This window comes from Candidatus Chromulinivorax destructor (assembly GCF_003366055.1).
GTDB lineage: Bacteria > Babelota > Babeliae > Babelales > Chromulinivoraceae > Chromulinivorax > Chromulinivorax destructor.
This window is the reverse complement of record NZ_CP025544.1, coordinates 620,737-634,770: the sequence shown is the minus strand read 5'-3', so window position 1 is coordinate 634,770 and position 14,034 is coordinate 620,737. Positions and strand designations below refer to the sequence as shown.

General features: G+C 36.2%; 11 protein-coding genes and 1 tRNA gene. 5 read left to right on the top strand and 7 right to left on the bottom strand.

Going from position 1 to position 14,034, the window contains the following annotated elements:
* Positions 1-15 precede the first annotated feature (15 nt).
* Together C0J27_RS03195 and glyA are read left to right on the top strand one after the other, a co-directional pair.
* Complete coding sequence (locus C0J27_RS03195; protein WP_115585751.1) at positions 16-660, top strand: hypothetical protein; 645 nt, start codon at positions 16-18, stop codon at positions 658-660.
* 150 nt (positions 661-810) lie between these two features.
* Positions 811-2,028, top strand: a complete 1,218-nt coding sequence (gene glyA / locus C0J27_RS03190; protein ID WP_115585750.1) for a serine hydroxymethyltransferase — start codon at positions 811-813, stop codon at positions 2,026-2,028.
* A 53-nt stretch (positions 2,029-2,081) separates the two neighbouring features.
* On the opposite strand, the gene C0J27_RS03185 is transcribed toward glyA, so the two are convergent.
* The 3 genes from C0J27_RS03185 to lon form a co-directional block, all read right to left on the bottom strand.
* Positions 2,082-2,669, bottom strand: a complete 588-nt coding sequence (locus C0J27_RS03185; protein ID WP_115585749.1) for a hypothetical protein — start codon at positions 2,667-2,669, stop codon at positions 2,082-2,084.
* A 72-nt stretch (positions 2,670-2,741) separates the two neighbouring features.
* Positions 2,742-2,960 carry a hypothetical protein gene (locus C0J27_RS03180; RefSeq protein ID WP_115585748.1) on the bottom strand — a complete coding sequence of 73 codons (219 nt, stop codon included), beginning with the start codon at positions 2,958-2,960 and terminating at the stop codon, positions 2,742-2,744.
* A 190-nt stretch (positions 2,961-3,150) separates the two neighbouring features.
* Positions 3,151-5,460, bottom strand: coding sequence for an endopeptidase La (gene lon / locus C0J27_RS03175; RefSeq protein ID WP_162801765.1), 2,310 nt, complete (start codon positions 5,458-5,460; stop codon positions 3,151-3,153).
* A 370-nt stretch (positions 5,461-5,830) separates the two neighbouring features.
* Here lon and C0J27_RS03170 point away from each other — a divergent pair, with 370 nt between their 5' ends.
* Together C0J27_RS03170 and murJ are read left to right on the top strand one after the other, a co-directional pair.
* Entirely contained in the window at positions 5,831-6,529 is a 699-nt protein-coding gene (locus C0J27_RS03170) for an ABC transporter ATP-binding protein (RefSeq protein WP_162801764.1), read from the top strand.
* Positions 6,530-6,556: 27 nt separating this feature from the next.
* Complete coding sequence (murJ, locus tag C0J27_RS03165) at positions 6,557-8,140, top strand: murein biosynthesis integral membrane protein MurJ (RefSeq protein WP_162801763.1); 1,584 nt, start codon at positions 6,557-6,559, stop codon at positions 8,138-8,140.
* Positions 8,141-8,248: 108 nt separating this feature from the next.
* On the opposite strand, the gene C0J27_RS03160 is transcribed toward murJ, so the two are convergent.
* The 4 genes from C0J27_RS03160 to C0J27_RS03145 form a co-directional block, all read right to left on the bottom strand.
* The gene (locus C0J27_RS03160) at positions 8,249-8,737 is read right to left on the bottom strand and encodes a hypothetical protein (protein ID WP_115585744.1); all 489 of its coding nucleotides are present in this window, start codon (positions 8,735-8,737) and stop codon (positions 8,249-8,251) included.
* Positions 8,738-8,881: 144 nt separating this feature from the next.
* Positions 8,882-8,958: transfer RNA gene (locus C0J27_RS03155), tRNA-Met, on the bottom strand.
* A 118-nt stretch (positions 8,959-9,076) separates the two neighbouring features.
* Entirely contained in the window at positions 9,077-9,505 is a 429-nt protein-coding gene (locus C0J27_RS03150; RefSeq protein ID WP_162801762.1) for a hypothetical protein, read from the bottom strand.
* 44 nt (positions 9,506-9,549) lie between these two features.
* Entirely contained in the window at positions 9,550-11,067 is a 1,518-nt protein-coding gene (locus C0J27_RS03145; RefSeq protein ID WP_115585742.1) for a YifB family Mg chelatase-like AAA ATPase, read from the bottom strand.
* A 151-nt stretch (positions 11,068-11,218) separates the two neighbouring features.
* Between C0J27_RS03145 and C0J27_RS03140 the strand changes: the two genes are divergently transcribed.
* On the top strand, positions 11,219-14,017 hold the full coding sequence (locus tag C0J27_RS03140; protein WP_162801761.1) for an autotransporter outer membrane beta-barrel domain-containing protein: 2,799 nt from the start codon (positions 11,219-11,221) through the stop codon (positions 14,015-14,017).
* Positions 14,018-14,034: the final 17 nt, after the last annotated feature.

The following is a 14,034-nucleotide window of genomic DNA, read 5'->3' as shown; positions in this document are numbered from 1 at the left end:
AAGGAAAGGAGTTGTATGAAATTTACACTGTATGTTCTTGCTTTTTTTTCTATGAATCCATTACTTAAAGCTTCTGAATATAATTCAAAAAATTCAGCACCAAAAAATCCTATGATTATGAGAGCTGACACGTTAACTGGCCAAATTGAACACAATAGAGCGCAAGCTTTATTACTTGAAACTGCTGCAAGAAAAACAAGTACTGATAGTAAAATTAAGATGCAAGTTGAGACGCAGAAGAGCTATCAACGAGTTCGTCAATTAAGCATGCAAGATGATTATAATCAAGCTATTTTAGACTCTAACGCAACCTTAAGTGGAATGGCTGATACAAAGACTTTAGGTACGATTGCATGCCGATTATATTGCGTTCTTGATAAAAATAGACCTCAAGATCAGCCTATATTAGATCAACTGCAAGTCATGCGTAAAAACTTAGAAACAAAATATTGCTTTAAGAAGCCTTCAGCACGGCGAATTGAAAGAGAAAGAGCAGCTTTGTTTGAGCTTGTTAATCAACGAATGATTCAGATTGATCAAGAAAATGAAATTGCTGAAGACTATTCTTCAAGAAGCAGTAGCCCTGATACCAGGCCATCTGCACCAGTTCATGCAGTTGCTGTAGATTCTAAAACAGCTCATTACAGAGGTTATTTATAATATACTCTCAATTATATGTGTATGGTTGGATATCCTCAGATTATTGAGTCTGAGGATATTTTAATTTAGGTGTAATATTTGTATGATGTTTTATATAAATTTGAATTTTAACCATGTTCAAGTCTGCAATAAGACTCTGTGAGTAAAAAAATGAAAGATGTGGAATTACAAACGCTTGTACAGCAAGAGCAATATCGTCAACAATATGGCATCAATTTAATTGCGTCAGAAAACTATGCAAGCAAAGAGATTATGGATATTACTGGTTCAGTTCTTTGCAATAAATACGTTGAGGGGTACCCTTCAATTCGCTATTACAGCGGTTGTGCTGTGTATGATCAGATAGAGCTTCTTGCAATTGATAGATTTAAAAAAATATTTAAAGCTGAGCATGTTAACGTTCAGCCACATTCAGGTTCGCAAGCAAATGCAGCTGTGTATCTTGCAGTACTCAAACCTGGTAATACCATTTTAAGCATGGATCTTGCAGCTGGTGGCCATTTGTCGCACGGCCATAAAGTTAACTGGACGCATCAATTTTACAACATTGTCTCGTACGGTGTGCATCCAGTATCATTGTTGCTTGATTATGACGAAATCGAAAGACTTGCATTGTTGCATAAGCCCAAATTAATTATTGTTGGCGCATCAGCATACTCCAGAACTATAGATTTTGAACGTTGTGCTGCAATTGCTGCACAAGTTGGCGCTTTATTGATGGCTGACGTTGCACACATTGCAGGGCTTATTGCAGCTGATCTTCATCCATCACCATTTCCACATGCAGATATTGTTACCATGACAACGCATAAAACATTTCGAGGTCCTCGCGGTGGGGTGATTATGTCGAAAAAACAGCTTGGAAAGTCTCTTGATAAAATGTTAATGCCTGGTATGCAGGGTGGAGCGTTAATGAATCATGTCGCAGGAAAAGCAACAGCAGCACTTGAGGCAATGCAGCCTTCATTTGTAACCTATCAAAAACAGGTTATAAGCAACGCTCAAGTCATGGCGCAAATGTTTATGAGTCTTGGGTATAAAGTGTTAACAGGTGGGACTGATAATCATCTTTTTTTGATTGATGTGTTGCCAACTGGTATGAATGGTCGACAAGTTGAACAGGTATTAGAGTCGGTTGATATTTTTATCAACCGAAATGCGATACCCTTTGATACGCAACCACCATTACATCCAAGTGGTATTCGAATTGGAACTCCTGCAATCACGACATTTGGTGCTGATGAAAAAGATGTTTGCATCATTGTTAGTTTGATTGATCGAGCTATTAAAAACTATGATAGACAAGAAATTTTACAAGATATTAAAAAAGAAGTGCATCACTTCATGATTCACTTACACCAAAAATAAAAAAGAGGCATTTTGCATGATGCAAAACGCCTCTTTTTATCTGATATTTTTATTTACCAAATCATATTTTTAACCGCAGTAACACCGTTACATGCAGCTGCGTACATTGAAAAAAGAGCTGATTGAACACAACTGCCCATACTATTCCATGCACATTCTTCTTCTGATGGTGTAGTAGTTTCTTGATTTGTTGCTGGGACAGCAGAAGCTACAGATTCTTGAGCTGCTTGCTGTGATACTGGCGCTACTTGAGCTTGATCTGCCTCAGTTACGACTGGAGCAGGTACAGTTGGCTCTACAGGTGCTAAAGCTACTGCTACATTTTGAGCTGGTTGTTCAACTGGCATTACCTGTACAGGAGCACTGTTATCACTAAGTAATGTTGCGCTTTCAACTGGTGTTGGAGCTGACGGTGTTGCTACGTTGCCAGAATCAATTGACGTAACTGCAGGAGCAGGAGTGACTGATGAAGAAAACTCAGATGCTAATCCCATTGTTTGACTGCCTGCAATTGAATTACTTTGTATGACAGCAGTCTCTGCACTTGCAATTGATGCTGTATTTGCACCAGAACTTAATAGTGGACTTGCTGGAACAATAGCCATAAGCGTCATCGTCAAATATAAATTTAAATTTTTCATAGCATATTCCTTTTTTTAAAAAATATTTTTTATTAATCAGTTCAAAAAACCCTAGATTTAAGTCAGGGCTGATTATTTACATGCTTTGCATGCAGATTCTTTGTGTAGTTCTTGCGGCAAGGCAACATCAGTGCCTTTATTTTTATGCTTAACTGGCACTCCACGTTGAGACATTAAATCCATTTTAGATTGTTGAGCTGTTACGCTATCAAATGCTTTTTTCTCAACATCGATTCTGTTCATGGTGTGCATATGACCAGTATATGAACATTGTTTTGATTTTTTAGACATACTATTCTCCTTTTTTTTGATTCAGTATGAAACTATACTAGCAATAAGTGCTTGTTAAAAGCAACTATTTTGAAAATAAATAAATACATTGTAAGTTGCATTTACGTTCTGTAAACTAAACTGAAAGTTGTTTTTTACGTAAAAAAGGGACGGTGTACATCCGTCCCTTTTTTATTTCTATTCTATTTTATTATCCCAGGTTATGGGGTAATAATACTCGTTCCATCACTTCATTTGCATGGCTTACCCAGATGACATCAATACCATCAGTAAACTCTTTAATTGTTGCATAATCATGCTTATTTTGTTCAGGCAATATGATAGATGACATATGATTACGTTTTGCTGCAAGCAGCTTTTCTTTAACGCCACCAATTGGCATCACTTCACCACGTAAGTTTAATTCACCTGTCATAGCGCATGAAGCATCAATTAAGCGATTTGTTAATGCAGATAAAATAGATGTTAACATAGTTATACCAGCAGATGGGCCGTCTTTTGGCGTTGCGCCTGCAGGTACGTGAATGTGTAGATCATATTTTGTAAACATATCATCAGATATATTAAACTCTTGTGCATGAGAGCGAGCATAGCTTAAAGCTGCTTGTGCAGACTCTTTCATCACATCGCCAAGCTGACCAGTTAAAATTAATTTACCAGTGCCAGCCATCATTAAAGCTTCGATTTTTAAAACTTCACCGCCAAATGAAGTCCAAGCTAAACCGTTCGTTATTCCCACCATATTTTTTGCATGAACCAGTTCATCCATAAATCTTTTTGGCCCTAAATGCAGCTCAAGATTTTGATTGTTGATAGAAATAATTTCCTGTTTTTCAACAAAAGATCGCGCAGCTTTTGAGCACAGTTTTTTAATTTGTTGCGCAAGGTTTCTAACACCTGATTCGCGTGTATACCCAGTAATGATTTCGCCCAGCGTTTCATTGTTTAAAACGAAATTTTCAGCTTGAAGCCCTGAATCAGCTACAGCTTGTTGAACGAGGTGCTTTTTAGCTATATTTATTTTCTCTTCAGTTGTATAGCCAGAAAGTTCAATAATTTCCATACGATCGCGTAACGGTCCAGAAATAGCACTGACATCATTTGAAGTTGCGATAAACAAAACGTCTGAAAGATCAAACGGAATTCCTAGATAGTTATCATGAAACTCTTTGTTTTGTTGCGGGTCTAACACCTCTAGCATAGCAGCTGATGGATCGCCTCGAAAATCTGAACCAATTTTATCTAATTCATCGATCAAGATAACAGGATTCATCGATTTTGCTTTTTTAAAACCTTGAATGAATCGTCCTGGCATTGCACCAACATACGTTCTGCGATGACCTCTGATTTCTGATTCATCTTTAACGCCACCAAGTGAAACTCGGTAAAAATTTCTACCAAGTGCACGCGCAATTGATTTGCCAAGTGAAGTTTTTCCTACACCAGGAGCACCAGTAAAACAAAGAATAGGGCTTGTTCCATCAGCTTTTAGATTTTTGATTGAGATAAAATCTAAAATACGTTCTTTGATTTCTGATAACCCGTAATGGTCTTCATCAAGGACTTTTTTTGCATGCGCAATATCAAGATTGTCTTTCGTATAAACACCCCATGGTAATGAAAGCACCCATTCAATGTGATTTCTTGTTACGGTCGCTTCCATTGAGTCTGGAGAAATTCTTTCTAATTTACTCAGCTGTTTTTCCATCTCAGCTTTTACTTTTTCAGGTAAAGTTTTTGCTTGCAGCTCATTTCGTAAAGCTTCAAAGTCGTCATCAGTTTCGCCAAGCTCTTTTTTAATTGATTTAAGCTGTTCGCGTAAGTAAAACTCGTTTTGGCTTTTATTGATCGCATCACGAGTATGATTTCTGATTCTTTCTTGCACTTGAGCTACAGAAATCTCTTTGTGCAGCTCTTGATAGATGCCTTCAAGCAAGCTATTAAGATTTGTTTGTTCTAAGAGTTCTTGAGCTTTTACAGTTTCAAGATCAAGATGAGACAGAATAAATTCTGCAATTTTTTCAGGATTTTGCATCTTAATTAAAATAGTATGAAAATCTGGGCTAAATGACTGACTTGTCATAGATAGTTGACCAGAAACTTCTTTAATATTTTTAACCAAAGCAATTGTTTCTTCATCTTCTTTGTTAGTAAATTCAACTGGCTGAATATTTGCACTTAATATGCCATCAGTCGTCTGAATTGTTTGTACAGCTGCGCGGCACATACCTTGTATAAGAATTTTTATACCACCTTCAGGTACATTAATCACACGCATAATCGAAGCTACCGTACCGATTCTATAGAGATTTTCAGTTTCTATTTCTGGAGACTCTTCTTCATCATAGCTTTTTGCAGAGAGTAGCAAAACTAATTTTTGCCCGCTCATTGCTTGATTAACACCTTGAATGATTCGTTCGTCAATAACAAGTAATGGAACAATCATGTGCGGAAAAACAATGACATCTATAGCAGGAACTACAGGTATTGTTTGAGCCATGATATCCTTTGTGGAATTGTTCTTGATATTTGTTTCCATTGTTCTACCCCTCCCCCTTAGTTTGTAGAAAAAACCTTCAACTTTATCGTTGCAATTTCTCTTATATTAGGGAGCGGTTATTTGAAAAACAATATATTTTACGAATATAACGTCGAATGCTGGTTGTTTAAAGATCTTTTAGTTGTCATCTTTTTTTGAATAAAGATTATTAAAATAAAAGCGATTATCAGTAAAATTCTATTGTCTAAATTTTATATAAAATTTTAAAAAAATGATTACAATAGAAGGGTGCTGGTTTTCAATTTTTGATATAAATTTTAGTGTAATTTTATACATAACCACACGTTCTTAAATTTATATGAGGTTTTCTATGCATGTACTGCTATCAATCATTTCGCTCTCAAAGACGTATCGCCAATTAGGGCATATTGTTGAAGTTTTTCATGATGTATCAATTGAATTTCAGCAAGGCAAATCGTATGCAATTATGGGAGCATCTGGCAGTGGCAAATCGACGTTGATTCATTTGCTTGCAGGAATAGATACACCCTCAGCTGGTTATATTAGACTGACAACTGAGAAGTTGTCTTGTGAAAAATATGAATCTTTTACACCGCAAAAAAAAGCTGAATTTTTTCAAAAAAATATTAGCATTGTTTTTCAGCAAGCATCACTATTTGCTGAACTGACGGTACTAGAAAATGTTATGTTAAAAGCTATTTTGGCAGGAACCGTAACTGAGCAAAGTTTGCAGCATGCACGTAACTTACTTACTGAAGTTAATTTACTCAATAAAGCTGATGCATATCCTGCAATGTTATCTGGGGGTCAGCAACAACGAGTCGCAATTTTGCGAGCAATTTTTATAGTTCCGCAGTTTTTGCTCGTTGATGAGCCAACAGGAAATTTAGATGATGTTTCTAGCCAGCAAGTCATTGATTTGCTTATGCATTATCAGAAAAAATACAACATGGGGCTCATCGTAAGTACTCATAGCAAAGTAATTGCAGATCGCATGGAAGAACTGTGCGTGGTTAAAGATAAAAAATTAGATTTGATAGTCGTATAAAAATTTTATAAATCAAGGATGGTAGAGATGTCTCGTTCAATTATAAAAAAAACTCTAGGTATTGGCAGCTCTACGTTGTTGAGTCGATTTTTTGCCTATATTCGAGAAATTTTATTAATTCAGTTTTTAGGCGTTGGAGCAATATCTGATGCCTTTTTTATTGCTTTGCGTGTGCCAAACTCATTACGAAAAGTATTTGCAGAAGGCGCCTTGTCATCAGTGTTAGTTCCGTCATTTATTCATGCAGAACAAAAATATGGCAAGCAAGAAGTTAATAAATTATTAACCGTATCATTTTTAATGATCGAAGCTTTGATTACGTGTCTTATTGCAGTTATTTGTTACTATGCACCATTCTTTGTACATCAAATGGCTCCAGGCGCATCTGCGCAATCGTTGCACGCAAGTGTCCAGTTTTTAAGAATTTTAGCTCCATTTATTTTGCTGTTATCATCAAGTTCAGTTTTGGCTGCAGCATTACAAGCTTCACATCGATTTCTATTGCCAGGCTTGGCTCCCGTTATTTTAAACTGTTTGTATGTTGTTGCATTGTCGTTTGGACTTTATTTTTCATGGTCAGTTGATGCATTGTGTTGGAGCTGGGTTGTTGCAGCTTTCCTCAATTTATTATTACATCTTTGGGTTTGTATGCTCTATAAATTTGAGTTTAGGCTGCCAGGAGCTATTGCATGGAAAGGCTTTTTACAGGTCATGCTGCAGCTGTTTCCATGTATTGTCAGCGTAGGGATTGGAGAAGTAAATTTTTGGATCGATTCTGCATTTGCTTCGTACTTGCAAAGCGGTACATTATCATTAATCCGTACTGCATACCAGCTTGTTAATATTCCGTTAGGCGTTATTGCAACTTCATTATCTATCGTTCTTTTACCTTATTTTTCTAAAATTGGTAACTCAAAAAAAGAGCTTGGAGCATATCTTGCTGAAGCTATTAAATTTGTTATTTGGATGATTGTACCGGTTACCTTTATCATGATGATATCGTCAAGAGAAATATTTGAGACCATGTTTTTATCTTCTAAATTTACGATGGAGCATGTTTTTCAGGCTCAGTCAAACATGAACGCATACTTAGTTGGTTTGTTATTTTTTGCCTTAGAAAAAATATTGCTTAATGCATTTTACGCATTACAATCGACTGGCATTGCAACTGGTGTAGCCATTGCAACGATTGCATTGAATTTTTTTATGAATCGCATGCTGATTGGTGTGTATGGTGGCATGGGGTTAGCTCTTGCAACAAGTCTTTCTGCTGGCGTTCGAGTAGCTTTATTTATAGCTATTTTGGCGTACTATTTTAAGGTTGATTTCCATACCAAAGATCTTATGAAAATGATCCGTAACTATTGTGTGCAGTTACTTGCTTTAGGGTCTGTTTTTTATAGTGCTGTTTATACAATATCACGCTTCATAGCACAATATTCATTTTCGCATGATCTTAATTTTGGATTTTTTCATGTTGTGATGGATACCCATTTCTTTTTACATGGGTTTGGTTTTTGGTCCTGGTTTGGGCCATTAAGTTTATTATTTTTTGCTGGTATTTATGCGACACGAAAAGCTTTTGGCGTTTCATTTTCGTATCTTGAGTAAATAAATAATTTAAAAATATAAAAATTAAAAATACTGGTAAGTTTTAAACAAAAAAGACATGATAAATTTTATCATGTCTTTTTTATATAGATGATTTGATGCATCTGATTATTTTTTATGAGAGTATATTTCTAATATATCAAAAGATTGGTAACATTCTTTATCACATTGTAAACTTCTTCTCATGTCTTGCATTACACTGAAAGCTTCTTGTTCATGATCTGACAGCTGAGTCAGGTCGATATTTTTATTTTTTTCTAAGTAGCTTGTAATTTCAGGGCAATGTTCATTGTGTTTTTGCGCCATGTGATATTCATGATAAATGTGATTAAAATCTTGAATCAACGAATTATGATCAAGAGCTCGTTTGTTGCGATCTTCAAGTATTTTGTCATCACAATTTAATATTGTATGTGTTTTTTCTAGTAAGGCAGTTAGCTTATTGTATATATCTTGATCATAATGTAACGTTGCAAATTGACCATAGGCAATTTTTTCTATTGCAGATTCAATTTTATGGCAATCATGAGGGATTTTAAACTTTTCAATGGGATGCATCATGAAAATAATACCAGAAAGTAATGCGAACAGATTCATAAAAACCTTTGTACTTTTAAATTAATAAAAAATTGTTTTGTTAAGTATCTGTTTGGTATGTAAAAAGTCAATTGAAATGAGTTTTTAGCAGAATTAAGACAAAAAAAATAAGTCACTGTAAAAATTTACAATGACTTATGAATTTGGTTGCGGGGGCTGGATTCGAACCAACGACCTTTGGGTTATGAGCCCAACGAGCTACCAGACTGCTCCACCCCGCGATATAGTTTGATTTTCAAGTAATGGTGGTTTTTAGTGCAAATTGCTTAGTTGAAATATCTACCACAAAATAAATATACCTTATATTCATCGTGATGTCAAACGATTTGTCATAAATAATTATTTATGATGACGATTACCGTATTTATCAAGTTCTACATTGATTGTAGCCATAAGGTTTAGAAATAATGCACGCTGTGTGGTATCTTGTATTTCGTGTATTTCTGGAATCAACGAATTTATAATCTCGTTGCTTCTTCCTGTAACCTTTGAATCTCGTCCTATTCTTGATAATAAAATATTTGATTTTATAAGGCCAGTCGATCTTGGCGTTAAGCTTAGAGTGATGTTTCTGTCATGCTCAGTCAAAAAAGCATAATTCGCTTGCAACTGATCTATAACACTATGTAGTTGGTTACGATAAGGCTGGGGATTGTAACGAGCTACATTGTATTGATTATCATAAGTTTGTTGAGTTGATTCAATTGATCGATTTGTTTGTTCAGCAGCATAAAAACATGATGATTTTGTTACGATAGCTAGTGCCAAGATTATAATTTTTTTTAAATTCATATTTTTCCTACTCTATTTTTCTAAGATTTATAAATAATAGCTTCTTGAATGTGCTTTACATCAATTAACTCAGCATGTTCAATGTCAGCAATGGTTCGAGCAACTTTTAATGTTTTATGGTACCCGCGCATACTCATGCTTAATTTAGTAAAAGCATTCTTGAGAAGTTGCTCTGCTGGAGGTGTTAACTTGCAGTATAATTCTACATCAGTTGCACTCATCATGCTATTGGTTTTATTTTCGGTGCCAAATCGTATCATTTGCATTGCAAGTGCTTTGTTAACACCTTCTTTAAGTGATGCTGATGAAATAGCATCAACAGTTTTTTTTGCTTGAGCATCTTCATACGAAACTGCAGAGACCGTAACTTTAATATCGATTCTATCAAGCAGCGGTCCTGATAATTTATCTTTGTATTTTTGAAGTTGCATTGGTGAGCAGCAACATGCTTTTTGTGCGTCACCAAGGTAGCCGCATGGGCATGGATTTAATGCCGCAACCAGTAAAAATGATGCAGGAAATGATATCGATTGTTGCACTCGTGCAATTTCTACCATGCGATTTTCGAGTGGTTGGCGCAAAGCTTCAAGGGTGTCTCGTTTAAATTCAGTAAATTCATCTAAGAACAAAATCCCATTATGTGCAAGGCTTACTTCGCCTGGTTTAGGAAACGTTCCACCGCCAATTAAACCAGCTTGTGAAATTGTGTGGTGAGGGTTGCGAAATGGACGTTGTGTTACGAGTGGTTCTTTATTAAGTTTGCCGCTAATTGAATAGACTTTACTTGTTGCAACCGACTCATCAAACGTCATATTTGGCATAATTGTTGGCAGTCTTTTTGCAAGCATGGTTTTGCCAGATCCAGGAGGACCTGCAAATAAAATATTATGACGCCCTGCAGCTGCAATTTGTAATGCACGTTTTGCATACTGTTGGCCTTTAACATCAGAAAAATCAAGGTCAGTTGCTTGTGATGCTGCAATATAGCTATGAAAGTCAGTCAGGGTAGGAGTCATTGGTTGTTCTTTTCGTAAATAAAAAATAAGTTCAACTAAATTTTTAACACCAATAACTTCAATAGAGCCTATAAGAGCTGCTTCGTGAGCATTTTGTTCTGGTAAAATAATTCGTTTTTTATTAAGCTTGTGCGCATCATATGCAATTGGCAAAGCTCCGTTAATAGATTTTATACTTCCATCAAGTGAAAGTTCTCCAATAAAAAGAGTTTCTTCTAAAAAATTGGCATCCATTTGCAAATATTTACAAGCTTGTAAGATTCCAATTGCGATAGGAAGGTCAAAGAGCGTACCTTCTTTTTTAAGGCTTGCAGGAGCAAGATTGACGGTAATTTTTTTTTCAGGAAGCTTGATTCCAGAATTTTTTAAAGCTGTTTGGATTCTTTGACGACTTTCTTTAATTGCAGTGTCAGGAAGCCCTACAATAAAAAAGTTGATAAGCCCGAATGAAAGGTCGACTTCGACTTCAACAAGGTGAGCATGAATTCCAATGGGAGTAGCAGAAAATATTTTTGTATGCATAGGATCTAATTTTTTAAAAAATGTGTACACTAACTAGGTCTATTATACGCTCATAATAGCATAAAATTTCCAAACAGAAAAGTGGGTCGATATTTAAAAATGCATAAATATACTGATATGCTTTATATTAAAAGTTAAGGAGCTTTTTATCGTGATAAAAAAACTTTTTATGGTAAGTCTCTTGTCGATAGCAAGTTGCCACCTTCAAGCTGTTGTTGCCATTGGAGACAATACGACGGCTGGTGTAACATTCGATTTTTCTATTGGATCTGCAATTTATAATGGTTTGAATTATCAAATGTGGACCACAACTGCAGATGATTTAAGTAGTAAGACTGAAACGGTACAAAAGTATGGGATTTCTTATACGCCATTTATAGCTCCAGATAATTCAGGTGGAACTGCTTCCCTTATTTCGTATCCTTACCTCACTTCAGATGCAATGCTCACAACTTCCGTAGATGCTTCAATTGATGTTACACAAGTTGTTAATCCTTTATTAGAAAAAGCTTTTACTGATATAACGTTAGTTGGTGCTAATCCAGCTGTTGTTACTGATGATAATCGAAATTCTATATATTACCTACAAGAAGTGACGTTTAATGATAATGCCAAAGGACTGAATTCTGATGAAGGAATCTCGACTATCAACAAATTTGATTTTGCTGATGGTCAAGTGATCAATGCTATTGCAGGTGTTGGTTCAATGAACCTTGTAGCAGCTCGATCAGAGGGAGCTTTTGGTTCAGATAATCCATCAAGACTATCATTCATTCAGTTAATTTCAAGAACATACAATGGTGCTTCATATTCATGTTTACAAGAGCAAGCAAGTGAGGTTGTAAGCTATGACACTCCAGTGCTGACTGCTGGCACCGCAGATTTAAGTGTTATTGGTGATACTGTCGCTTTATACCCGTCAGGAAATGGGCTTGGTATGTATGTTGGTTTAAACGTTGTGCCTGGTTCAACTGGAACAGTAGCAGACAATAGAGCTGTCGGGTTATTTGTGGCGACCGGCGTTAATGCTACAGGAGATACTTCAGGTTCATTGACCTATTCATCAGTTATTGATAGTGCGTTGGTGCAAGCATCGACGGTTAATACACCAGTTTCAGCAGTTTACTCAGCTACGCCAGGTGCTGGACAAGTTGCGGTTCGTAACATATCGACGACTTCAACTTCAACTCAGCTAGGTTATCTGTTTGCTGCTCGAGATAATGGTGTAGATGGGGCTCAATCTATTTACGCAATGCCGATGGTGACTATGCCTTCAACCAATGAAAACTTTGGTAAAATAGCAGCTTTTAATTCAGTTAAGGCAGATTTTACAATTAGTGGCTTTACGTATAGGACTCAGGGATTTACCCAAGTGCTTGCAGATATGGATGAAATTGATATTGAAAGCTTAAACCCTGCTGTAATTGCTCGCTTATTAGTTGGTAATGGGCCAGTGCCTATTGCAGCTGGAGATGGTTACATTGATCAGTTAACTGTGCAAGGTGATTCTGTTTATATTACAATTCAAGAAGCATTTGCAACTGGAACAACTCCTGGCATGTTTAAATCAGATGCTTTATTTGACGTGCAAGGTCGTATTCAAGCATGGACAACATGGCAACGAGTTGCTGGATCGCAAGATCAGATGTTGTTTGCTATCAAAAATCGTAATAGTGGTGAAACAATGTTTGTTAGCGGAAGTGCATCAAACACAATTCAACAAACAACCTGGAATAAATCTGCTGATTTTGCTCAGTTAAGTACCAAAACAAATAGTTCATTACCCCAAAATCAAGGCGGGGCGCAAGGTGTTATTGCATTCCCTTCTACAACTCGTGGGTTTAGTACAACCGACGTACAAGTTTCGATGGTTGCTCTAACAGGAAATAGCAATGTTATTATTGCTCAAACAGGTCAACTTGATATTGGAACGCAAACGTTTCAAATTCTGCCACAATCAGCAAGCACCTCAATAGTTTTAAATGCTGATAAAGGTCTTGCTATCGGTTCAGTTGTCACGACTGCTTTTGGTAATGATGGACTTAACAACGGTCAAAATTGGTTGTTCATGGGTGGTGACAATGGTTTGTCAGTATTATCTCATGATGATGGAACAGGTTTTACGTATCTACCAAATACATTAGCTGCAGCATCTTTAATTGATGGCAATCAAACCTGCAAAACACTTGGTAATTTTACGTTTGTAAAAAAAATTGTGAATGATAATAACTTTTTATATGTCATGACCAATAATGGAGTGTATCGAATTGCATTGGCATCTGCTAAATTTACTGCAAGCAACCCAGCAGCTTTAGATGTTGTTCAAATTGTGACCGCTGCACAGCTTAATTCATATGCATACTGTTTAGACATGCTCATTGATGATGAGTTCATGTTGCTTGGAACAACAGCTGGTCTGTATTCTATCAATCTACAAGATGGTCTTCCAGGTGTTGTAACGCCAATATCGATTCCTTTTGGTTTGCCAGCAGTCAGCAAAATTCAAACGCTTTCAACAACTGCAAATCCTGCACATTTTTATGCATCAAGTAATCTGTATGTTTTGTCCATTGATTTTGCCACTGAGCAAGCTCGATTAAATAGATTTACAATTACCAATGGTGTGGTAACTCCAATTGAAGATCAATTGCTCAAAGGTCAAGATTATCCGCTCCTTATTTTTGATTATATGAGTAATAACATGTTTATTGATGGGTCATTTGGTTTTGCAACTTCGTATAAAATAGGTAAACAGCCTGCAACCGTAAAATATCTTAAACCTTCGTTATCTGCAGGGTACTCAGGTAGACATTATAGTTTAGCTTATTCTACAGCTGATATTGCAATAGCTCCTGCTCTTAATTCTATTGGAATTACAGGAATTGTACGTGACTATGCTTCAGGAAGCTTACTCTTGGCTGCAGATTTTGGTTTATTGGCTGATTCATGAAATATATAGATAGAAAA